This window comes from Pseudomonas sp. GL93 (assembly GCF_003408955.1).
GTDB lineage: Bacteria > Pseudomonadota > Gammaproteobacteria > Pseudomonadales > Pseudomonadaceae > Aquipseudomonas > Aquipseudomonas paracarnis.
This window is the reverse complement of record NZ_NKRF01000081.1, coordinates 81,422-104,902: the sequence shown is the minus strand read 5'-3', so window position 1 is coordinate 104,902 and position 23,481 is coordinate 81,422. Positions and strand designations below refer to the sequence as shown.

20 protein-coding genes and 1 riboswitch are annotated in these 23,481 nt (G+C 59.5%); of the genes, 8 read left to right on the top strand and 12 right to left on the bottom strand.

Translation table 11 applies throughout. From position 1 onward, the window contains the following. The 5 genes from CER19_RS17965 to CER19_RS17945 all read left to right on the top strand — a co-directional run. Positions 1-220: IS3 family transposase (locus CER19_RS17965; protein ID WP_165861612.1), on the top strand; the 220-nt coding region annotated here is incomplete at its 5' end. A gap of 809 nt (positions 221-1,029) precedes the next feature. After that, positions 1,030-2,109 (top strand): 3-deoxy-7-phosphoheptulonate synthase, encoded by a 1,080-nt coding sequence (locus CER19_RS17960; protein ID WP_116667386.1) that lies wholly within the window; start codon positions 1,030-1,032, stop codon positions 2,107-2,109. A gap of 61 nt (positions 2,110-2,170) precedes the next feature. Beyond that, a riboswitch (cobalamin riboswitch) is annotated at positions 2,171-2,377 on the top strand. A 90-nt stretch (positions 2,378-2,467) separates the two neighbouring features. After that, a complete protein-coding gene (locus tag CER19_RS17955; protein WP_116667385.1) occupies positions 2,468-4,390 on the top strand; it encodes a TonB-dependent siderophore receptor in 1,923 nt (640 codons plus the stop codon). Further along, positions 4,390-4,749: a ferredoxin gene (locus CER19_RS17950; protein ID WP_003190374.1), complete on the top strand. Its 360-nt coding sequence runs from the start codon at positions 4,390-4,392 to the stop codon at positions 4,747-4,749. Before CER19_RS17955 ends, CER19_RS17950 begins: the two co-directional genes overlap by 1 nt. After that, a complete protein-coding gene (locus CER19_RS17945) occupies positions 4,746-5,663 on the top strand; it encodes an ABC transporter substrate-binding protein (RefSeq protein WP_116667384.1) in 918 nt (305 codons plus the stop codon). Before CER19_RS17950 ends, CER19_RS17945 begins: the two co-directional genes overlap by 4 nt. 142 nt (positions 5,664-5,805) lie before the next feature. Here the strand turns inward: CER19_RS17945 and CER19_RS17940 are convergent, their stop codons facing one another. The 7 genes from CER19_RS17940 to CER19_RS17905 all read right to left on the bottom strand — a co-directional run bounded on the left by CER19_RS17940 (position 5,806) and on the right by CER19_RS17905 (position 16,548). Continuing rightward, the gene (locus tag CER19_RS17940) at positions 5,806-6,228 is read right to left on the bottom strand and encodes a chemotaxis protein CheY (RefSeq protein WP_116667389.1); all 423 of its coding nucleotides are present in this window, start codon (positions 6,226-6,228) and stop codon (positions 5,806-5,808) included. Between the two features lie 134 nt (positions 6,229-6,362). Then, positions 6,363-9,935, bottom strand: coding sequence for a transporter substrate-binding domain-containing protein (locus CER19_RS17935; RefSeq protein ID WP_165861643.1), 3,573 nt, complete (start codon positions 9,933-9,935; stop codon positions 6,363-6,365). A 48-nt stretch (positions 9,936-9,983) separates the two neighbouring features. Beyond that, entirely contained in the window at positions 9,984-10,610 is a 627-nt protein-coding gene (locus CER19_RS17930) for a response regulator transcription factor (protein WP_034127079.1), read from the bottom strand. Between the two features lie 287 nt (positions 10,611-10,897). Next, entirely contained in the window at positions 10,898-11,614 is a 717-nt protein-coding gene (locus CER19_RS17925) for an MgtC/SapB family protein (RefSeq protein WP_003190369.1), read from the bottom strand. Between the two features lie 166 nt (positions 11,615-11,780). After that, on the bottom strand, positions 11,781-14,486 hold the full coding sequence (mgtA, locus tag CER19_RS17920; protein WP_116667382.1) for a magnesium-translocating P-type ATPase: 2,706 nt from the start codon (positions 14,484-14,486) through the stop codon (positions 11,781-11,783). Between the two features lie 560 nt (positions 14,487-15,046). Next, a complete protein-coding gene (locus tag CER19_RS17910) occupies positions 15,047-15,391 on the bottom strand; it encodes an antibiotic biosynthesis monooxygenase (protein WP_116667380.1) in 345 nt (114 codons plus the stop codon). Next, positions 15,388-16,548: a cytochrome P450 gene (locus CER19_RS17905; RefSeq protein WP_116667379.1), complete on the bottom strand. Its 1,161-nt coding sequence runs from the start codon at positions 16,546-16,548 to the stop codon at positions 15,388-15,390. Before CER19_RS17905 ends, CER19_RS17910 begins: the two co-directional genes overlap by 4 nt. A 74-nt stretch (positions 16,549-16,622) precedes the next feature. Here CER19_RS17905 and CER19_RS17900 point away from each other — a divergent pair, with 74 nt between their 5' ends. After that, positions 16,623-17,360, top strand: a complete 738-nt coding sequence (locus CER19_RS17900) for a helix-turn-helix transcriptional regulator (RefSeq protein ID WP_116667378.1) — start codon at positions 16,623-16,625, stop codon at positions 17,358-17,360. A 12-nt stretch (positions 17,361-17,372) separates the two neighbouring features. On the opposite strand, the gene CER19_RS17895 is transcribed toward CER19_RS17900, so the two are convergent. The 4 genes from CER19_RS17895 to CER19_RS17880 form a co-directional block, all read right to left on the bottom strand. Then, positions 17,373-17,972, bottom strand: coding sequence for a GNAT family N-acetyltransferase (locus CER19_RS17895; protein WP_116667377.1), 600 nt, complete (start codon positions 17,970-17,972; stop codon positions 17,373-17,375). An 11-nt stretch (positions 17,973-17,983) separates the two neighbouring features. Then, a complete protein-coding gene (locus tag CER19_RS17890) occupies positions 17,984-18,328 on the bottom strand; it encodes an FKBP-type peptidyl-prolyl cis-trans isomerase (protein WP_116667376.1) in 345 nt (114 codons plus the stop codon). 233 nt (positions 18,329-18,561) lie between these two features. Then, positions 18,562-19,182 (bottom strand): hypothetical protein, encoded by a 621-nt coding sequence (locus CER19_RS17885; RefSeq protein WP_116667375.1) that lies wholly within the window; start codon positions 19,180-19,182, stop codon positions 18,562-18,564. Positions 19,183-19,260: 78 nt separating this feature from the next. After that, on the bottom strand, positions 19,261-20,229 hold the full coding sequence (locus CER19_RS17880; protein WP_116667374.1) for a hypothetical protein: 969 nt from the start codon (positions 20,227-20,229) through the stop codon (positions 19,261-19,263). Between the two features lie 203 nt (positions 20,230-20,432). On the opposite strand from CER19_RS17880, the gene CER19_RS17875 reads away from it, so the two are divergent. Together CER19_RS17875 and CER19_RS17870 are read left to right on the top strand one after the other, a co-directional pair. Beyond that, positions 20,433-21,929 (top strand): PAS domain S-box protein, encoded by a 1,497-nt coding sequence (locus CER19_RS17875; RefSeq protein WP_116667373.1) that lies wholly within the window; start codon positions 20,433-20,435, stop codon positions 21,927-21,929. A gap of 102 nt (positions 21,930-22,031) precedes the next feature. Continuing rightward, on the top strand, positions 22,032-22,304 hold the full coding sequence (locus CER19_RS17870; protein WP_116667372.1) for a DUF1652 domain-containing protein: 273 nt from the start codon (positions 22,032-22,034) through the stop codon (positions 22,302-22,304). Here the strand turns inward: CER19_RS17870 and CER19_RS17865 are convergent. Beyond that, the gene (locus tag CER19_RS17865) at positions 22,267-23,460 is read right to left on the bottom strand and encodes an MFS transporter (protein ID WP_116667371.1); all 1,194 of its coding nucleotides are present in this window, start codon (positions 23,458-23,460) and stop codon (positions 22,267-22,269) included. The two genes, CER19_RS17870 and CER19_RS17865, sit on opposite strands and share 38 nt — an antisense overlap. Positions 23,461-23,481: the final 21 nt, after the last annotated feature.

Here is a 23,481-nt window from a genome sequence, read left to right as displayed (position 1 = left end):
GAGCATGTCGCGCAAGGGTAATTGCTTGGACAATGCCGCCATGGAGAGCTTTTTCGGCACGCTCAAGAGCGAGTTTTTCTATCTGGAATCATTTGAGAGTGTGGAGCAACTGGCATCAGGCTTAGAGGATTACATCACCTACTACAACCAAGACCGCATAAGCCTCAGACTGAATGGCTTGAGTCCGGTACAGTTTCGGACCCAGGCACTAAATCAATAGCGTCTCCTGTCCAACTTTTGGGGGGCAGTTCACGTCAGGGCGGAACCCTAAGTGGCCGTTACCGCAGGAATGGATATGTACTCGGTATAGCTGTGTCGGCTGGAAGGCCGTCATCGCAGGCAAGCCAGCTCCCACATTTGGAGCCTGGGTGTCAGGTAGAGATGCGTCGGCTGTCAGGCCGTCACGGGAGCAAGCTCCCTCGCCACAGGTCCAGCGTCGCCCCAAAGTTGTGTAGATACCTATGCCCATAGCGGTAAGGACTGCCACACGATAGAAATTACTGATTGAATCCACCCGCACGCCTCTAGTAAGCTCCCCCCATCATTTGGAGAGCCCCATGTTGCCACTCACCCACACTCAGGTTTGCCCTGCTGCCAGCGCCTTGCGCTCGGTGTCGGCTACCCGTGTGAACGGTTCGAGCGCACTGGCTGGCTTTTATTTTGGGTATTGGTTTAGCCACTGGCGCGCCTGATACCTGAAATCGGCGCCCACTACTCAAGGGGTCGCCTACCAGAGAAATCTAAACCCCCGGTCGGCTCCCCGACCGGGGGTTTTGTTTTTTCAGCGCCTGACAACTTGTTTTTCACGCTTACTTAAAGGAATCACACCATGAACTACGCCACCTATTACCGCTACGACACTTGCACTGCATGGCGATTTAGCCAGCTCCGTTCGGGACAGCCTGCCGCCTCCGACCGGTCACCCCGTGGTGGCAAGCCAACACACGTAGCCGATACGGCCAATTGTCGAACACCCCAGTAGGCCAAGCGTGCGGGAATCGCCCGCCGCTTGCCCAGGAAGCCTTGAATATGAACTCCTCCGTCGCCGCTTTGCCCGTCTCTGCCCTCAATAGCGCCAATGAAGCCCTGACCCAGCGTTTGCCCAGCGCTCTTGAACTCAAGCACCAACTCCCGCTCAGCCCGTTCCTCAACGAACAAGTCCACGCCCATCGCCAAGCCGTGCGCGCCATCCTCAATGGCGAAGATTCACGCTTGCTGGTGATTGTCGGCCCGTGCTCGATCCACGACCCGGAATCGGCCATGGAATACGCGCGCAATCTGAAGAAGCTTTCGCTTGAAGTCAGCGACCAGATGCTGCTGGTGATCCGTGCCTACGTCGAGAAACCGCGCACCACTGTGGGCTGGAAAGGCTTGGCCTACGATCCGCACTTGGACGGCAGCGATGACATGGCCGCCGGCCTGACCCTGTCCCGCGAACTGATGCGTGAAATGCTGCGCCTGGGCCTGCCGGTGGCCACCGAGTTGCTGCAACCCATGGCCGCCGGCTACTTCGATGATTTGCTCACGTGGGTCGCCATTGGCGCACGCACGACCGAGTCGCAGATTCACCGCGAAATGGCCAGCGGCCTGGGCATGCCCGTGGGCTTCAAGAACGGCACCGACGGTGGCGTCGCCATTGCCTGCGATGCAATGCGCTCAGCCTCTCACCCGCATCGTCATTTCGGCGTCGACAGCCAGGGCCACCCGGCGATCATCCAGACGCCCGGCAACCCCGACACTCATTTGGTGCTGCGCGGCGGCCACCGTGGGCCCAACTACGATGCGCAAAGCGTGGCCGACGTAAAGCATGACCTGGCCAAGTCCAAGGTGGCGGCAAGGATCATGGTCGATTGCAGCCATGCCAACAGCGGCAAGAACCCGCTGCGCCAACCGGCGGTATTCAATGACGTGCTGGAGCAGCGCTTGCAAGGTGATACCTCGCTGGTCGGCATGATGCTTGAGAGTCACCTATTCGAAGGCTGCCAGCCGCTGAGCGCGTCGATGAAATACGGCGTTTCGGTGACCGATGGTTGCCTGGGTTGGGACGGGACCGAGCAGTTGTTACGCAGTGCCGCTGAGCAGTTGCGGGAACACGGCAAAGCCGACTGATCGGTGAAAAACATACATCTGGGAGAGGCGGGAAAGTTGACGAGCACTCGTGCGAGTGTTCAGATGCCCGCCTGTTTCAGGTGCCCCCTGCCGCCGTGCTTGGGGTGAAACGGGAAACCGGTACGCTCATGTTGAGCAAGTCCGGTGCTGCCCCCGCAACGGTATATGCGTGATCCCTTCGACACACCACTGTGGCCCTCGCGCCATGGGAAGGTGAAGGTATCCATACGCATGAGCCCGGAGACCGGCCTGGAATTTCTGTTTGGCAAACTCCTGCGGTGGGCGGGCATGGGCCGGTATTGGCGTGTGCTCGATGCCTTCTCTTGCGTGCTTCTGCGAAGATACTTTCGAGAAGACTATGATCCGACATTCATTCACTCCCTTGATCAGTTGCCTGTTCAGCCCGTTGCTGCTGGCCGACAACACTCCCCTGGTGCTCGACCCGCAAATCGTCTCGGCGCCCTCAGTGGAGTCCGGCACTGTTGCGGCCATGGCCCAGTACGGCAGCAACGTCAACGTGGTCAGCCGCGAACAGATTGAGCGGGCCGGCCCTTCAGCCGACGTGTCGCGGGTGATGCAAATGTTCATTCCCGGGCTGTATGTGGCGCCGAAGAACGGTCCGTTCGACTATGGCACCTATTCCCTGCTCGGCGGGCGCAATGATGACACCCTGATCCTGCTCGATGGCGTGCGCTTGAACAACCGCCTGTACGGTGGCCTGTACCTCGACACCCTGCCGGCCAATGCCATTGAACGCATCGAAGTGCTCAAGGGCGGCCAGAGCCTGCTGTTCGGTACCCAGGCGGTATCGGGCGTGATCAACATCGTGACCCGCAGCCCACAGACGCGGGCGGCTGCCGGCGAAGTGAATATGGGCCTCGACACCTTCGGCGGCACCACGGGTGACGCACGGGTCGAGAAGATTTTCAGCAACGGCTGGGGCGACCTGGGCGTGTTGGCCTACGTCAGCCGCAATGCGTCCGAGGGCTACCAGCCGTTTCGCAATCGCGATATGAAAAATGTCACGGACAAGAAACGCTCTTACGAAGTCACTACCTTCGGTACCAAGGCCGTTCAATCTTTTGGCGATGATTCGCGCCTGGAACTGTTCTACCAATACGCCGACGCCAACCTGGATTTCGCCCGTCCGGTAGCCTCCCACAAAACTACCAACGACCGTGTACAGCAAATCGCCACAGCCACGTTCGAGCAGAGCCTCGACGAACGCCTGAGTTATTTCGTCAAGGGCCACATCAACGATTGGGATACCCGCTATACCCGCATCAACAACCTAGACGGTGGTGGTACCCAGGTCATCAATCATAACGACTACTGGGGCTTCACCGACTGGGGCGTGCAAGCCGAAGGCAAAGCCGAGTTGCCGGGCGGCCATGTAGTGATCGTCGGCAGCGACAACCAATGGTTCAAGGGCCAGGACGATGTGCTGGTGATCGACGACAACAAAGCCCAGGCCCACGCGCTGTATAGCCAACTGCGCCCGCAGATCGACGCCCTGCCCGACTGGCATCCCAGCCTCGGCGTACGCCACGAGGCCATGAGCGGCGGTGACAGTGCCACCGTCGGTATGCTCACCTCCCTCTATAACCTCAACGATCACTGGGCCTTGCGCGGCCAATACGGCACCGCCTACAAGCTGCCCAATGCCGAACAGCTGTTCGTCAACGAAGCGGACGAACAGGGCAACCGCCACCTCAAGCCGGAGAAAAGCCGCAACGCCGAGCTGGGCCTTGATTACACAGGGCAACTTGCAGAACGCAATTTCAGCGCCAGCGTCACCTTGTTTAAACGCAAGATCACCGACCTGATCACTCTGGACGATGTGCAGTGGGTCAATGGTCAGGGCCAGATCCAAATGCGCGGTTTCGAGGCCGACGCCAGGTTGGCGCTCAACGACCAATGGAGCGTGCAGGCCGACATGACCCGCAACCTTACCGAATCCCGCGCCGGCGTTACCCTCAACGATATACCAAGCTTTTTCGCCCGCTCACGTATCGGTTTTGAATCGCAAAACCGACTATGGGGGGCAGGCGCGGCCCTGCGTTATATCCGCGACGTCGTCAGCGCCAAGCAGGTCGAGTACGGTCATTATTCTGTGGTGGACGCCGACGCCTATCGCTATCTGGACAGTGCCCACCGGCATCGTTTGAGCCTGCTGGTGGAAAACCTCTTCGACCGCGACTACGTCACCAGTCGCGCCAACAACGTCGACAACTTGGGCCGACCGCTCACCGCAGAGGTGCGTTACAGGTATCGCTTCTGATGGCTGACATCACGCCAATCGACGGGGTCGACACCCACCCCGACTGGTCGCGAATTCCTGACCACAGCCACCATGTGTTCCTGTGCACCGGCCCGCGCTGCACCCAGCGTGGAGCCTTGCAACTGTGGAAAACCCTGCGCCGCCGGTTGCTGGAGCTGCAACGCATCGAAGTGCCCGACGGCGTGCTGCTGACCCGCACCCATTGCCAGTTCCCCTGCAACCTCGGGCCGGTACTCACGGTTTACCCGCAGCGCTGCTGGTACGGCGTGCACAGCAAGGCGGATGTGATACGCCTGGTGGATATGCACCTGGCAGGCGGTGAAGTGGTTGACGATCTACTGCTCAAGGAGCGCGCATGAAAACGTGGTGCGTATGTTTGATTGCCCTGCTCTGCGCAACACCGGTGCTGGCAGACAATTACACCAATTGCGCCCAGGCCTGGGCACTGCCACACGCGCCACCCTCGCGCATCGTCGCCCTCAATCAACACGCGGCCGACCTCTTGCTGGCGCTGGATGCCAGGCCTTCAATAGTGGGCGTGGCCTATCTGGATGACAGCGACAACGCGCATCGACAGGGGCGGTATTTCGAAGTGCCGGTGATTGCCGCCCAATATCCCTCCAGCGAGGTGCTCTATGCACAGCGCCCCGACTTGGTGGTGGGCGGGTTCGCCAGCGCGTTCGGCAAGGGCGTGAGCTCACGCACTGGCCTGGCCGATAACGGCGTGGCGTCCTACCTGCTGGAGTCCGCGTGCGCCGGGCACAACCTGGATTACTTCGCGCACATCCGCCAGGACCTGCTCACCCTTGGCGCCCTGCTGCACAAATCGCAACGCGCCCAGGCCCTGAGCGACGCACTGGACGCCGATCTGCAACGTGCCCAGGCATTGGCGGACAACGCCCGCCCTGTGTCGGTGTTTTACCTGGACAGTGAGGTCAACGGCCTCGCCAGTGAAGGCCAACGGGGGTTTGTCACAGCGCTGCTGGCCGCATCGGGTGCTCGCAATGTGCTGGCTGACATCCCCCTTTCACGAGTGACCGTGAACAGTGAAACCTTGCTGATGAAGGACCCTGACATCATTTTATTGGCCGACGCCCTGTGGTCCCCCAGCAGCCGCAAGCGCCAATTGCTGACCACCGACCCGGTGCTGTCGACGCTGCGAGCAGTGCGTGAGAACCGGATGATCGATATTCCGTTTACCCATTTAGTACCCGGCGTCGGCAGCGGCAAGGTGGCGATTGAACTGGCCCGTAAATTTCGTGGCATACGGTAAACACGATGCTCCCTTGAGTCGCTTTCCTGTAGGAGCGAGCTTGCTCGCGAAAAACGTCAACGATAACGCGTGCTTCCTGAATAAACGCAGCGCCTGCGAGTTTTTCGCGAGCAAGCTCGCTCCTACAAGCAATGACTGTGGACTAGGCCCGGGCCACCGGCATGCGGGACAGCTCCCGCAGCCACGGCAACACCCGCAGGCCGTGGGCAGTCTCGCAGGGGTCGACCATGTCCATGAAGTGTTCGAGGTTGACGTGGTCCGGCACGCCCGGCAATCGCACTCGCACGGCCGGCGTTACGCCGCAAGGGGCGCCCAGGTCCAGATGCTCGTAGACGAGCACATGACGCACCTGGGGCTGAGGCTCATGAGCATGGGCCATCAGCCCCGCATTGATTATCAGCACGTCGAAGGGTTCGGCAGGAATGGCGGTGAGAATCCGCACCTCTTCGAATGTTTGCACCGGCACGATCCGGTAATAACCCAACTGGTTGAGCATTTTCTCGATGTACAAGCGTTGCAGATGCTGTTCATCGGCAATCAGGATGGTCAGTGCTTTGTTCGGCATGGCAAACCCCTGGGCAGGCAGTGCTCGGCAGTGAGCGTCGTCCATTCTCCAGACATATGCCGACGACAAAATCAGGCATGTTCCCGGTTCGCGTAAGAGTTTTCCCAAATTTCCCGAATGGCGATCAACCACAGTCAGGGCTGATTGCAATAAGCGCTCAAGCCACGATGCAAAACATCGATCGCTTCACCCACGCCCTCGGCCGCTGCCGCCAATGCTTGACGGTCGCGCTGTTCACACGCTGCCTCCAACGCTTCACACCCCCGGATCAATGGGTCTGCCTTGACCATCCGCGCGCCGCCCTTGGCACGGTGCGCAAGGTCGTGCAGCTTGGCAAAGTCGGCCTGGCTTGCCAGACGTGGCAGCAGGGCACGGTCCGCCTCCAGGCTTTCAAGCAACGGCGCCAACAATTCGACAAGCGCAGCGTGATCATCGCCGGTCAGCGCGACCAGTGTGCTCAAGTCGAATGTCGTCACCGGCTGCGGGCCCGCGTCGGCCAAACGCGAGGCCAGCGCCGACCGCAAGTCGTCAAGCCCGGTTGGCTTGAACAGGCACCCATCCATGCCCGCCTGCCGGCAGCGCTCAGCTTCCTCCGGCTGGGCGTTGGCGGTGAACCCCAGCAACAGGCAGGGCTCAAGACCCTGTTCACGCTCTTGCGCGCGAATGTCCTGTGCCAGCTGATAGCCATTCTTGAAGGGCATGTTGCAATCGGTAATGACGCCATCGAACTGCCCCGCTCGCCACTGCTCCAGCCCTTGGACACCGTCTTCGGCAGTGACGATACGGTGGCCCAGAAAGCTCAACTGTCGAGCCAGCAGCAAGCGGTTGGCCGGGTAGTCGTCCACCACCAGAATGTTCAGCGCACGGCCCTCAGGCGCCGCCTCTTGCACAGGCTCAATCGGGGCCGGCAGCGTGGCGCTGATGGCCAGGGCCAACGTCACGTCCACCCGAGTGCCGTGCCCCAGCACGCTACTCAAGTGCAATTGGCCGCCCATCATTTCGCACAGGCTGCGGCTGATCACCAACCCCAGCCCAGACCCGCTGCGTGCCGACTGCTGATTGTTGCTGCCCTGGATAAACACGCTGAACAACCGCTGCTGGTCGGCGACGCTGATTCCAATGCCAGTGTCTTGCACCCATAACTGCACGGCCAAGCGATCGTCCTCGACCACCGCCTGCGCGACCAGGCTGACCTGCCCATGGGGAGTGAACTTGATGGCATTGCTCAGCAGGTTCGACACCACTTGCTTGAATCGCAGCGGGTCGACCAGCACCGCCTGGTCAATCAACGGGTCCAGCTCAACCTGCAGCGCCAGCCCCTTGGCTCGGGCCAGCCCCTCGAACACGCGCGCGACCGACGCCAACAACTCATGCAGGTTGGCGGGCTCCAGGGTCAGCGACAAGTGCCCGGACTCGATCCGTGCGATATCGAGAATATCGCCGATCAACTCCAGCATCCCCCGCGAAGCCACCGAGGCCACCTCCAGGGCGTCGCGGTCGACCCGCCCCTGTTCGGCATTTTTCAACGCCAGCTCAATCATGCCGATCACGGCGTTCATGGGCGTGCGGATCTCGTGGCTCATGGTCGCCAGGAAGGTCGTCTTGGCGCGATTGGCGGCGTCGGCATCGTCCTTGGCTTCCTGTAGCTGGCCGAGCAACCGGTGCCGCTCGCTCACGTCGACCCAACCGGCAATCATGCCCACCACCTTGTCGTCGCCGTCACGGTACGGCAGCATCCACTGGTAAATGGTCAGCACATCGCCATTGGGCACCTTGAGTATTCGATCATGAATCTGCGGCTCGCCCCCAGCCATTAAGCGCAGGTAATCCTCATGAAATGACTGGGCCTGTGGCGGGTTTTCGACGTCGGTTTCCACCACCGTCCTGCCGATCACGTCTTCAAGTTTGTAGCCAAACACGTCAAGGTAGGCGTTATTGCAGGCCATCAGGCGCCCTTGGCGATCACGCACGTAAATCGGGTGCGGCGTGCCATCAATCAATACGCTCATGAACCGCATCTGATCGCTCAGCGCCCGCTCGGCTTGCAGGCGCTTACGAATCAGGCTGCGCAGGTAAATGGCCCACCCCAGCGTGACGGCCAACAACAGCGCCGCCAACCCAAAGCCCTGAAGAATCACGTTGCGATAGCGCAACCAGTAACTGTCCTCGATGATGACCTCGCTGCGCCACTGGCCAATCAACTCGTCCATTTCCTGCGGGGTGATACTCAGCAGTGCCTTGTCGAGGATCGAATACAACTCCAATTGACTGCGGTTGACCCCAAAGGTCACGCGTGCAGGCTCAGTGCCGACCGTACTGGTGACACGCAAGCGGTCGCGGTAATACCGGTTGATCAGATAACGTGCGCTGATCAATGAGTTGACCGCGCCATCGGCGTCACCCTTGGCCACCAGCGCCATGGCTTGCTGGGGGGTCTCCACGTCGACAAACATCACGCCTGGAAAATTCTGCGCTATCTCATCGTGCAGCCCATTGCCAACCACCATGGCCAGGCGTTTGCCGACCATGTCCTCCAGCGTGAGCAGGCTGTGCGGACTGTCGCGGGTAACCAGCACAAAGGGGTTGGTCAAGTAGGGCCGGGTAAAGCGCACTTTTTCAGCCCGCTCCACGCTAGGCGTGACGACCGCCAGCATGTCCGCCGTGCCCGCGCTGACAATGTTGATCTGGCGCGGCAACGAACTGCCTGGCACCACATCGAACTTCAAGCCGGTACGCAAGCTGATGCGCGACAGCACCTCGGCACTCAGCCCTTCGAATTGGCCTTGATCGCCGATAAACGATAAGGGAAGGAAATCATTGAGCACCGCGACCCTGACCCGTGGATTTTTCTGCACCCAGCGTTGTTCACTGGCGCTCAAGTGCAGCCGGTCAACGCCGATTATGCCCAGGTTACCCCCACTCCAGCGGCGTAGGATTTCCATCTGCTCGCTGGCGGGAATCGCCCCCAGCGCAGCATTGAGGATGGGCAGTAAACGCGTATTTTCCCGGGTGACGGCAAACGCAAACGGATTGACTTCCAGGCCGGAAAAATCCGCCATGCGCACATTGTTGAGGTGGTTGCGATTGATCAGGTAGTTGCTACTGATGGCATCCCCCAGGTAAACGTCGGCACGACCAAACGCCACGGCACCAATGGCTTCGAAGGTCGAGGCAAACAGTTCCAACTGAGCCTGGGGGTAAAACGCCCGTACGGCGTCGGGCTGCATATAGTGATACAGCATCGCCACGCGCTTGCCGGCCAGGTCGTCATTTAACCCCTGGCTGTCACCGCTGCGGGTTACCAGGGTCGGTTGATCGTTGGCATAAGAGCGAGACAACAGCAGTTGCGGGTCGGCCGCTTCATAGCCATTGGCGGAACCTAGGAAATCCACCGCCCCCTGTTTCAGGGCCTCGATCACTTCGTCGCGGGTGTCGTAACGCCGAACCTCGATGGAGATATGCAGGGCCTGGCCGGCCAATGCGGCAAAATCGGCCGTGATACCTTCGAGTTCGTCATTGTTATTGGTCAAGTCAAAAGGTGCGTAATCGGGCGCCGAAACACCCATCAGCAATGAGCGCCGCTCACGCAGCCAACGCCAATCGGCCTCGTCCAGCGCCACGTGCGGGATTTCGATATGAGAGTGCCCCAACAGCCGTAAAACGTGAGGCTTTTCAAGGGCCACCGCGATCAGGGGTAACAGGCTCATCCAAAGGATCGTGGCGAACCTCATTAACGCGGTGGTGATCATTTCAGTTCAGATCAGATGGTTGCGCTGGGCAAACTTGGATAAGTGCACTACCGAGGACATACGCAACTTCTCCTTGAGCCGAGTCTTGTAGGTACTGATGGTCTTGTGGCTCAACAGCATCTGCTCGGCGATTTCCTTGTTGCCCAGCCCCAGGGCCAACATTTGCAACACGGTGAGTTCACGGTCAGACAAGCACTCGATCATCTGCCGTTCCGTTTCTTGCAGATCGTCGCGACGCACCGAACTGGTCGGCAAACTGGGGAAGCAACTGTAGCCCGACATGATGGCTTTGATAGCCTTTTGCAGCTCATCCAGTTCACCGGTCTTGGCGACGAACCCCATGGCGCCGGAACGCATGCAGCGGGTAGAAAAAAACACCGCCAGGTAGGAGGTCAGCACCAGAATCTTGCATGGCAAGCCCAACGCCTTGATGCGGCTGATGACCTCCAACCCGCCTAATTTAGGCATCGCCAGGTCAAGGATAATCAGCTCGGGACGTTGCTCCCTCGCCAGCTGCATGGCATCCGCGCCATCCCCTGCCTGAAAAATCTCATCAAACCCCTCCAATTGCAGGAGGTGTTTGACCGTCGCCCGGATAAACGGATGGTCATCCACAATTAATGCTTTGCTCATAAAACTTCCCTATGTGGACAAAATACCCTTACACATCACACCGCACCCGGGTACCTGTGAGAACTGACAGTTCCGACAAGCGGCACTGCCCTTTCAGGACGGTAACGAGGCGGTGTCTGGCCCCTTCAATTAACTCAGCATAACCACGGACGCCGGACCTCAATGGCCCAACAGCCGCAAGTGCCCAACCTTAGCAACGCAATGATGTTTCAACTGAAGGGATAATCCGGACTAGGTGTAGGATTTTTCCACAAGCAAGCTTAGCCAATCCTGGCCAGCCCATAGGGTCAATCGGTGGTACTCGGGCTCCAGAAAGCCTGTACCACCAGGGTTGATGTTGAGAGACGCGCCACCAGTGCATCCAACTCGTCGCCATCCACCGACGTAGCGGCCAGGATGGCCTCGATTTCCACTTCGTCGCTGCCGAACGGCCGCACGTCGACATCGCTGGCCGGGTAGTTGCAGCGTGCCAGCTCGGCTTCCAGTAACACCATCACGGCCTGTTGCTGACTGCGGCGCGCAATGACATAGAGAATATTGGTGACCTCTGCCGACACCACGTCCAAGGGTTGGCGGTTGATGTTATTGACGATCGGCCGCAGCAAGGTGTTGGCCGCCAGCACAAACAGCGTACCCAGCAAGGCCTCGAGGATCAGGTCGGCCCCGGCGCAGGCGCCTACCGCCGCCGAAGCCCAGAGGGTGGCGGCAGTGTTAAGCCCGCGTACATTGCCCTCCTCCCGCATGATCACACCCGCCCCCAAAAAGCCGATGCCCGACACCACGTAAGCGACCACGCGCACCGCGCCTTCCGCACCGCCCAGGCGGTTGGCCATGTCGACAAAGATCGCCGCGCCTACCGCCACTAGCACATTGGTACGTAAGCCGGCGGTGCGCTGGCGGTACTGGCGCTCGAACCCGATCAGGCCACCGAGAATAAACGCAGCGCTGAGGCTGACCACGGTGTCGACCAGGGAGTTGAGGTTGATGTTGTTGATTGCCTGCATAAAAATCTCCATGATTGCAGCGACAAATTGGAAAACACCGCAGGTTCCTGTGGGAGCTGGCTTGCCTGCGATAGCGGTACACCGACCAATGAATCTGGCGACTGATACACCGTCATCGCGGGCAAGCCCGGCTCCCACAGGAACCTGCGGTGTTGTATGGAACCTGTTACTGCCAGCCAAACCTGCGGATGTAGTAGCCCTTCACCGCCTGAGTCAGCGCCATGTACGCCAGCAAGATCACCGGCAGGAACACGAAGTACAGCGACGGCAGCGCCTGCAATTTGAAGTAGTGCGCCAAAGGCCCCATCGGCAGGAATATCCCCACGGCCATGATCACGCCGGTCATCAGCATCAACGGCAGCGCTGCACGGCTTTGCAGGAACGGGATTTTCGGCGTGCGGATCATGTGCACGATCAGGGTCTGGGTCAGCAGCCCCACCACGAACCAGCCGGACTGGAACAGCGTCTGGTGGTCTGGAGTGTTGGCATCGAACACATACCACATGAGTGCGAACGTGGTGATGTCGAAGATCGAACTGATCGGCCCGAAGAACAACATGAAGCGTCCCACTTCCCCCGGCTGCCAGCGTTGCGGCGTGGCAAGCATCTCGTCATCGACGTTGTCGAACGGAATCGCAATTTGCGAGATGTCATACAGCAGGTTTTGCACCAGCAGGGGCATCGGCAGCATCGGCAGAAACGGAATGAAGGCACTGGCTACCAACACCGAAAACACGTTGCCGAAGTTGGAACTGGCGGTCATCTTGATGTACTTGAGCATGTTGGCGAAGGTACGCCGGCCTTCCAGCACGCCCTCCTCCAGGATCATCAGGCTCTTCTCCAGCAGGATGATGTCAGCCGCTTCCTTGGCGATGTCCACCGCACTGTCCACCGAAATCCCGATATCCGCCGTGCGCAACGCCGGAGCGTCGTTGATGCCATCGCCCATAAAGCCCACCACATGTCCGTTGGCCTTGAGCAGACGCACGATGCGTTCCTTGTGGCTGGGGGTGAGCTTGGCAAACACATTGGTGGTTTCCACGGCCAGGGCCAGTTCGGCGTCGCTCATCGCCTCGATATCGTTGCCCATCAGCAAGCCTTGTTGCGCAAGACCCACTTCACGGCAGATCTTCGCCGTGACCAGTTCGTTGTCGCCGGTCAACACTTTCACCGCCACGCCATGGGCCTTCAGGGCCTTGAGGGCGGGCGCGGTGCTTTCCTTGGGCGGGTCGAGAAATGCCACATAGCCGATCAGCGTCAGGTTGTTTTCATCGGCCAGGGTGTAGGTGTCGCGCCCCGCCGGCATCGGCTGCGCCGCTACCGCCACCACCCGCAGCCCTTCTTCGTTAAAGGCCGCCGTCACCTGGCGAATGCGCGCCAGCAGTTCGTCGGTCAGCGCTTCATCGACGTCGCCATGGCGCACGCGGTTGCACACCGACAAAATTTCTTCCACCGCCCCTTTGCAGATCAACAGGTGCGGTTGGTGCTGCTCGGCCACCACCACCGACATGCGGCGGCGGTTGAAGTCGAAGGGAATCTCGTCAACCTTGTGGAACGCGGTGCCGACTTTCAGCGCGCGATGGATGTCCACATGCTCGAGCACGGCCACATCCAACAGGTTTTTCAAGCCGGTCTGGTAGTAGCTGTTGAGGTAGGCCATTTCCAGCACGTCGTCCGACTCCTGGCCCCACACGTCCACATGGCGCGCCAGGAAAATCTTGTCCTGGGTGAGCGTGCCGGTCTTGTCGGTGCACAGTACGTCCATGGCGCCGAAGTTCTGGATCGCGTCCAGGCGCTTGATGATCACCTTCTTGCGCGACAGAAACACCGCGCCCTTGGCCAGGGTCGAGGTGACGATCATGGGCAGCATTTCCGGGGTCAGGCCCACCGCAATCGACAGCGCGAACAGCAACGCTTCGGTCCAGTCACCCTTGGTGAAACCGTTGATGAACAGCACCAGCGGCGCCATCACGAACATAAAGCGAATCAGCAACCAACTGACCTTGTTGACCCCCTGCTGGAACGAGGTAGTCGCCCGGTCCGTCGCCGTGACGCGTTGCGCCAAGGCACCAAAATACGTGCTGTTGCCGGTGGCCAGGATCACCGCCGTAGCGGCGCCAGATACCACGTTAGTGCCCATGAACAGAATATTCTCCAGCTCCAGCGGGTTGCGCGTGTGGGCGTCCTGCTGGTGGGCGAACTTCTCCACCGGCATGGATTCACCGGTCATCGCCGCCTGGCTGACGAACAAGTCCTTGGCGCTGAGCACGCGGCAGTCAGCGGGGATCATGTCGCCGGCCGACAATACAATCAGATCGCCTGGCACCAGTTGCTTGATCGGCAGTTCAATGCGCTTGGCAGCATCGCGGCGCAGCACCGTCGCGGTATTGCTTACCATGGCCTTCAAGGCGTCGGCGGCCTTGTTCGACTTGGCCTCCTGCCAGAAGCGCAACAGGGTCGAGAGCACCACCATGGAAAAAATCACCGTGGCGGCCTTCATGTCTTCGGTCAGCCAGGAGATCACCGCCAGCAGGGTCAACAGCAGGTTGAATGGGTTCTTGTAGCAATGCCACAGGTGCACCCACCACGGCAGCGGCTGCTCATGCTCGACTTCATTGAGGCCGTATTGCACGCGCAGGGCGTCGGCTTCCTGGGTGCTCAGGCCTTCGGCGTGGCTGCCCAGCACGCCCAGCAATTGCACAGTGCTGCGGTTGGCACACGCCACCAGTGTCTGCGCCAGGCTGGGCGGTACTTCGCGGCTGACGCTGGCATCGGTCACGGTCTCCAGCATCGCCAGGCGGCGAAAATGCCGGGCGATATGCCGGGTCCGCAGGAAACCGGCGAAGAACTCTTTGAGCAAAGTGAGATTCATGGTGTAACTCCTGCGCGAGGAAAAACCGTCGTGCAGGTACTGCCCGTCCACACCGCGCCCGTCACACAGGCACAGCCGAACCTGGCCCGCCCGCCGTAACAGGCAGGCGCGTCCGTAGCATCCAGGCGTTACCCAGGTGCTGGTCAGCGTCGATGAGAGAGGATCAGGCAGGTGCCAGGGCTGGCCACCGCCGAGATGCCGCTTCTCGCTTTATGAGGCGAGACAACGGCATCTGGAAAATGCGCGTTACCTTGCCAAGAGGCCGGTTACCGAAACCGGCCGACGACTGTCACTCGAACAAGTACCCACTGAGGGTCTCCGCTATTGATGAAAACGCGCGAAGCTTACGCCCCGATGTTGGCGGAGTAAACTGTAGGAAAGTGCCCGCGTAGAGAATACGAAATTTCTTCAGGATGGGTTCAGGAACGCCTTTCTCAACCCCACCTGCCAGCAAATGTGGGAGGGGGCTTGCTCCCGAAGACGGTGTATCAGCTACGCATTCACTGCCTGACACACCGCATTCGCAGGCAAGCCCCAGCCAGGGGCCAGGTGCAGTGCTTTCATTCATGAGCTTGCCTGCTATCGGCCGGCGCTTGAACACGATCCTCGAGACTGTAATCGCGCACTACCTGAGCAATACGCAGGTGGTAGTCAGCAAAAACCTGCCGACGGCCTGCTGATTGAGCTGCTCGATGTAGCTCAAGGCTGCGCCACTGCTGGATTGCTTCCTCATCACGCCAGAATGATAGCGAGAGCAGCTTTCCAGATTCACTCAGGCTCTGGAAACGCTCAACTGAAATGAAACCATCGATTTGAGCAAGCAGGGGCTTGAGTTCGGCAGCGAGGTCGAGATAACGCTGGTAGTGCTCCTCGTGCGGCCAGGCTTCAAAAATAACAGCGATCATTGTTGAGTCTCCTCATCACGGTAGAACCGCGGGATACGGCCATTCAGGGAAGGCAAATAACGCCAGCGATAATCACGGGCAGATGCGTTGGGCTGTCGATGCAAGAATGCCGAAATCACCTCTGAAGCAATAGCCAATGCTAATGGCTGGCCTGGACATTGATGTCTTCCTGAGCCGAAGCTGAAGGTTCGTCGTAGCGCTCGTTTGAGCAAGAAGCTGTCGGGGTCTGCGTTGGCGCAAGGGTCTCGGTTGGCAGCAGCGAGCAATAATAGAATGGTATCGCCCGCCTCTAAAACGCTATCGCCAATCGTGCATCGCCTGGCAACAAACCGCCGAGTGTTTTGTACCGGTGAATCGTGGCGCGCTACCTCTGCCACCCACTCAGCGACAAGCGTGGGTGTGGCTTGCATGCCTTCAAACAGCTCAGGATTACGTTGGAGCGCTATGAGGGTGTTGCCGATCAGTCCGGCGGTGGCTTCGCAGGTCTGTGACAATAGCCCGATCAGATTCGCTATCAATGCATCATCATCTTCCCAGGCTGAAGCGTCGTAATCGCTATAAAGACGGCCCAATACACCACTACCTTTATCATCGTTATTCAGCAGCGCCTGGAACATCTGGCTCAGCCGTGCAGCCGCGCAATGGGCTTTACCGAGTTGAGCCTCGTCACTTAACGGCGACAGACAGGCAACAAAATCCCGTGTCAGCTGCGCGACCTCCTGTAGCTGGATGGATGTGAAACCTATCAAGGTCGCAATGACCGAAACCGGTAACGTGAACATCCACTCATTCGGGTTATCGCCCGAGATATCAAATGTCTCGACGACCTGCGCCACGAGGCCTGCGATGTTTTGCGTGCCCATCAAGGCCACTGTGGGCTCGATAACCCTGCGCGGGCACTGGTGTTGCGTCCCCTCGTTCATGCGCATCAAACGACCGAAAATATCGCCTGCGGCGCCTTGCGCAAGGGCAGCTGGAATCGGCTCGTGCAGTGGACGTACAAGGCAGTCGGGATGTTCCAGAATGGCCTCGACAACGCCGGCGCCACTGGCAATCCATACCCCAAGATCTGCATCGAATAACAGTTCCCTTTGCTGCCTGAGGCATGAGTAATAAACGTAGGGATCGACATGAGTAGCGGCTTCAAACGGCGTCATTTTGGCAGTCCTTTTCACAAAGAACGGCTAATATCGAGCAATCGTCACCCTCACGATTCGCTCAGGAACGAAATATGGATTCCCAAAGCAATGACACAGCTATTTCCCGTGTCGCAGGCGCCATTGCGGAGCCCGCGAGGACGAAAATGCTTTGTTCGCTGATGGACGGTCACGCCCGTACCAGCACCGAATTGGCTGTCATCGCCGACGTCAGTGCATCCACGGCGAGCGCGCACTTGGCAAGGCTCAAAGAGGACGGTCTGATAAAACTGCACACGCAGGGCAGGCACCGCTACTTCAGCCTGGCAGACGCGCACGTGGCCCAAGCTATCGAAGCTCTCATGGTGATCAGCCGAAACGCGCAGACCCAGTTCGTTTCGACGGCCCCCAGTCGATTGCAGTTGGCGCGGACCTGTTATGACCACATGGCAGGATCCCTGGCTGTACAACTGCACGACTATTTCATCGACGCCGGCTGGTTGAGCATGCCGGTCGCTGGTGACGGTACGTATCAGCTCAGCGTGGAGGGCGAAAAAGCGATGACGGGGCTCGGTGTCAAAATAGAAACCGTAAGGGCACAGCGACGTCGTTTCGCTTGCTCATGCCTGGATTGGAGCATGCGCCGCCCTCACCTCGCCGGCGCACTGGGGGCCGCTGTTCTACAGGCCGTTATAAGCCGAAACTGGGTCATCCAGGACCTTGATAGTCGAGCATTGGCCTTGACGCCCAAGGGGCGAAAGGAGCTGTACGGCAGATTTGGGATCACGGTTGACAGCAAGGAGCTGGAGAAATCAGGCACCGCGCGCCCATGAGCGCGGTACGTGCTACAGGGTGATGGGGCGGTCCCGTTCAACCAGCGCCAGGTAGCCCGCAATGGTCTTGTTGCCGAGAGGTTTGATCTGGATGGACACCCTGTTCACCTGACGTCCCATCCTGATGCCCTCACGAGTTCGCACCTGTACATACCCAAGCCTGGGCCAAAAGCGCTCCGCCCTGATATTGCCCACCACCACCGTCAACCGTAGCCACTGCGCGCCCTTAGCCACCGCCCATGCCTCAAGGTCCGCGTGCAAGCGCTGCGCCAGCCCGCTGCCGTGCCAGCGCGTATGCACCAGCAACAACCCGATGTGCCACACCCCGGCGGCGAGCAAATCCAAGGCGATATTCACCACGGCGACCAGTTGGTCTTGCGTATCGCGGTAGCCCAGCCAGTACATGCGGCTGCACTGCCAGCCGGCGGGTAACTGACCGTGTAATTCTTCCCGTGCTTCGCTCGGGGTAGCCGGCTCGCCATTCACCGCGATGAAGTAAGCCGGCGCCTGTTCAAAAAACTGCTGTAGCTCAGCCTCATCGCAGCCAAGCAGCTCAACCACCCGAATGCCTTCGAGGGAGCAGCCAGGTAACACCTGTGGATCAACGTCCATGTTCAACCTCTTCAATCATCCCGCGTCAGCACTTCCAGCAATTCAATCTCGAAACGCAGGTTACTGTTGGGCTTGATATACGCGCCCATCGAGCGCTCGCCATAGGCCAGGTGCGCCGGTACATACAAGGTGCGCACGCCGCCAACCTGCATGCCCATCAAGCCCTGGTCCCAACCCTTGATCACGCGGCCAGTGCCGATCACGCACTGGAACGGTTTGCCCCGCTCCCAAGAGGAGTCGAACACCGTGCCATCTTCCAGGGTGCCGGTGTATTGGGTGGTGATCAGCGCGCCCTTGACCACGGCTTTGCCGTCGCCCAGGCGGATGTCGGTGACCTGCAGTTCATCGTTGCTCATGGGGTTCTCATTGAAGGCGTGAAAAGGCTGGGGTTTTCCCAGAATCGGATGGGTTTGGCAAGTGCAGGGGAATGGCCCACATGGTGGACCGCTCGCTGGAATGCATACAGATCCAATGTGGGAGCGGGCTTGCCCGCGAAGGCGGTGTGTCAGTCACTGCATCTGTGTCTGCACTACCGCTATCGCAGGCAAGCCAGCTCCCACAATTGGATCTGCGCGCATTCAAAAGCTTTTTATAACCAATGCCAGAACCGGCTCCAGAACCCGCGCCCCAACTCATCCTTGCACCCGGCATATTGGCGCGCATACATCTGCGAACGCGCCTGTACCTTGCTCGCTACCGGCGGCAGCCAGGCTTTGCTGGCGTAGGTGCGCTGGCGATAGCCGCCCCAGCCTTCGTGGTAGTTAAGGTACTGGCCATAGGCATCGTATTTGTAGACGCCGTTGATGGTGTAGGTCTTGTCCATGTACCAGCCGATAAAGTCGATGGCGTCGTCGAAGTCTTCGCGATCAGCGCCACTGCGGCCGGTGGCTTTGCGGTAGTCGTTCCACACTTCATCCTTGGCCTGGGCATAGCCGGAAGCCGTGGAGACGCGGCCCCATGGGATGATCCACAGCAGGTATTTGCGCGGAGTTTTGGCGTCGTGGCGAAAGCCCGACTCCTGATACATGATGGCGAACGGCACCTGGATCGGTACGCCCCAGCGCTTTTGCGTGACCTTGGCGGCGTCGTACCAGTCATCTTTTTCGCGCAAGATACCGCAGAGGTCGTTGGGCGTGCGTGGCGGCGAGGTGCCGCACGCCGCCAACAGGGAAGTGAGTACTAACAGTCCGACGGCTTTGCCTGCGCTCAAGGGGCACCTTTGTGAGATAAGGGTAAAATGCCAGCATTTTACCCCTTCACACAGGCGGCGTCCTTGCCGCAGACATTTTTAAGCCAAGGGCACGCGACGGGTAGTCAGCGCGATACGACCGATAAAGAAGCTCAAGGCTGCGCCCAACAGCAGCATGGCCAAGGTGCTCCAGGCCGCGCGGGACAGTTGCTTGGCAGCGACTTCACCGGCTTCACGGGCTTTCTGTTCAGCCTGTTTTTTCAGCTCATCGACCTTTTGCACGGCTTGCTGATAAGCCTGGGCATAGTTGTCGACAATCTGGGTGGCTTCTTCTTTGCTCTTGCCAGTGCGGGCCGCGACGATGTTGACCAGCGCCTCTTTATCCGCTGCATTCAGTGCTGGCTCGCCGGACGCTTTCACACGTTCGAACCACTGCTTGAGCTCATCACCGGCCTGGGCAGGGTTGGTCGCTGCATCGGTAGCCGACTGCTTGCCATCGGCAGCTGCCTGATCGGCTTTTTGCTCAACATTGGCAGGGTCCAGCTCAGCTTTGCCGCTCTGCTTGAGCAAAGTATCCAGTTGGCCTTGCAGGCTGTTCCAGTCCAGCTCGATGCCCTGCTCGTTCAACTGTTGCTTGATGCTATTGCCAATCCCCGGCGCTGCGGCAGCAATGCCACTGCCGGCTGCGGACAAACCTTTGCCCACGACGTTGCCGGCAGTGCCGACGACGCTTGCGGCCAGGCCTGCCAGCAGCCAAGTGGTGAGCAAAGTGGTCAGGGTCCAGGTCAGCACCCCGTGCAAGCCGCCGCGATCCGGCGCCGTACGACCGGCCACGAATGCGCCCAATGCAATGGAAACCAGAGTCGATACAAACAACCAGATACCCGCACCCGTGCCAAAACCGCTCAACGGGTTACCCGCTTCCATCGGGTCAACGGCACTGGCGCCAATGGCGGTGCCCAATACACTCAAGACCAGGTAGGTGACCAGTGCGATTGCACTACCGGCCAATACCGAGCTCCACGACACTCGAAACAGCGATCGATTGGTTTCATAGACAGTGGTCATACAAAGGTCCTTTTCAAATTGAGGAGCAAGGCAATGCGCCTTGATGGGTGTGAGTGTGGCGAAACGACATACGTTCAGTCCTGGCCCATATGCACCAGGCGCTCTGGTGCATTCGCACTGCCCCGTGGGCAATTACTCTGCACTATCCTCAAGCCAGGATGTCGTAACCCAATGTGCCTTGCCCTGCCCTAATCGGAGACGTTATGACCCAGGATGTTCTCGCCAAAGAACCCAACCGCCGCCAACTGCAAACCATCATCTCGGGACTGTCCGACGGTGTGATCCTGGCTGAGGTCGACCAGACCATTCTGTGGGCCAATGAAGCGGCGTTGACCATGCATGGGGTCAGCGAGGTCAAGGAACTGGGCGCCAATACCGAGGCGTACGCCAAGCGCTTTGCCCTGCGCTATCGCAACAACCATCCCTTGCCACTGGACAGCTACCCCCTCAGCCGCGTGGCTGCAGGTGAAGAGTTCAGCGATGTGGTGGTGGAAGTCACGCCCGCCGACGACGAACATCGCAGTTGGGTGCATCGCCTGCGCAGCCTGGTGCTGACCGATGCCCAGGGTGAGCCGGAGTTGCTGGTGCTGATCCTCAGCGACGCCACCGAATGGGCCAGCGCCGAACAACGCTTCGAGAAAACCTTCAACGCCAACCCGGCGCCCGCCGTGATCTGTCGCCTCAGCGACCTGCGCTACATCAAGGTCAACCAGGGTTTCCTGGAGATGACCGGCTACAACCGCGACCAGGTCATCGGCAAATCGGTCTATGAGTTGGATGTGCTGGAACAGGCCGAGCGCAAGGACCTGGCGATCCAGCGCCTGGGCGAAGGCGCGACCATCCCGCAGATGCAGGCCGAACTGAGGCTGCCCGAAGGTGGCAGCAAACTGGTGATCGTCGCCGGCCAACCGTTGGACATGAACGAGGAAGACTGCATGCTGTTTTCCTTCACAGACCTTGAGCCACGGCGCAAAGCCGAGATCGCCCTGCGCCAGAGCGAAGAGCGGTTCGCCAAATCCTTTCGCCTGACGCCCGTGCCGACCCTGGTGTGCAGTGCCGACAACCGCCAGGTGGTAGACATCAACGAAGCCTTCATGAGCATCACCGGCTACATCAGCGAGGAGTTGATCGGCAAATCCATCGAAGACATCAACTTTATCGACAGCCCGCAGGCCGGCGCGCAGTTGTTCGCCACCCTGGAAAAAGCCGGCAACCTTGAAGGCCAGGACCTCAAGGTGCGCAAGAAAGGCAACGAGGTGATCGACTGCGTGGTGTCCGCCGACACCGTGATTATCCAGGACGTGCCCTGCTACCTGATGGTGCTGATGAACATCACCGAGCGCAAACGCTCGGAGCTGGAACTGGTGGCGGCCATCGAGGAAGTCATGCAAGACGCGTCCTGGTTCAGCCAGACCCTGATCGAGAAGCTGGCCAACGCCAAGAGCGTCAACAGCCCCAACCTGCCGAATGTTTCCTTCACCGACCTCACCGCCCGCGAGCGCGATGTATTGGGCCTGATCTGCGAGGGCCTGGCGGACAAAGAGATTGCCTCGCGCCTGAAACTGGCGCCCAACACCGTGCGTAACCATGTGGCCACCGTGTATTCCAAGCTGGGGGTGCACAGCCGTAGTGCAGCGATCGTCTGGGCCCGTGAACGCGGGCTGTTTGCCGGTGATTTGCGCCTGAAAAACAAGCCCTGACCCTGCAAATGCACTAGTGCGCCTAGTGCGAATTCGCCTTATTGAGAGGCGGTGCAAGCAATAACCTTCAAGGGATCGTATTTATGCCTTGAAGGAACCCGCATGTTTACCCTCTCTCAACTGCGCAACTGCATCGAAGAAGGCCTGTCACCGCTGACGTGCGAATTCACCCTGTGCCGGGATGCGTCCTTGACCCTCAAGGTCTACGACGCAGAGACCGGCCGTGTCGACCTGGTGGTTACCGGCATCAGCACCAACCGCCTGCAGACCTCGCAGGAAGTGGCAAAAATGGTGGATGAGTTGCGCTACGAGCTGCAAAGCAACAACGTCGGCAAGCTCACGCTGGATGATTTGCCTTTATCGCCGCCCCCATGAAATAAAACCCCCCGCCGGCAACGATAAACGCCCCCAGCATGTAGAACATGTAATGGGCCGGCAGGCTGGCCAACACCAGCCCACACAGCACCGGCCCCAGCGCGGCACCGAGGTTGGACAGGTTTTGCGCCCCGTAATACATGCCCCGCAGGTGGTCCGGGGCAATTCGGTCGATAAACATGTATTCGGCCGGGAACACGATGATCTCCCCGACGGTGAACACCGCCATCGCCAGCACCCAGCCCATCACGCTGGTGGACAGCCCGAAGCCGATCAACCCCAGCATGAACATGCTCAAGCCAGCGATCAGCCACTGGCTCAGGTAACGGTGCGAGATGCGCCGGCCAATCAAGTACTGCAAGGCGATCACTAGCACGGCGTTGGTGGTCAGCACCGCGCTGATCACGGTGTAGGTGTATTCGGCGGTCGTGGTGGTCACCAGGTACTGCGACAGGTAGGCCGTGAACTGGCCGAACACCACCGCGCTGAGTAAACCGCCGAGGGTGAAGCACACCAGGCGACGGTCCTGCAGCAAAACGCGGGCGACGGCAAGGAACGGCACCGGCTTTTGCGTGGTGTCCACAGTGGCCAAGTTACGGTCACCCCAGCGCCCATACAGCAGAAAAAAACCCAGCCCCAACAGTGCCGACAGAATAAACGGCAGGCTGATATCCAGCTTGGCCACCATCGCGCCAAAGAACGGCCCTACGGCATAGCCGATATTGGTAAGCGTGTACTTGATGGAAAACACTTCGCTGCGCGCTTCTTCAGGCAGCAGGCTGGCGAAGCCGGCTTTCACCGCAATATCGATGACGGCGTAGGACAGGTTGATCAGGATCAGACAGCCATAGAACGCCCAGATATTCTGCGCCAGCACCGTGCCGATAAACCCCAGCACAAACACCAGGCTCAACCCGAGCAGCAGGCGATAACTATTGATGCGGTCGACCAGAAAACCGCCGTATACGCTCAGCAGCGAGCCGACGATCAACGAACTGCCGATCACCAGGCCGACCTGGGTAATGTCCAAGGCGAAATGGCTGGTGAGGTAGATCACGAGATAAGGAAAGGTGATGGCCTTGGCCAGCGTCAGCAGCAACGTGGCGCACAGCAACAGGTTCACGGTACGCGGGTAGTTTCTTATGGTGGCAAGCATCCTGCTCTCGTTCTTCAAAGG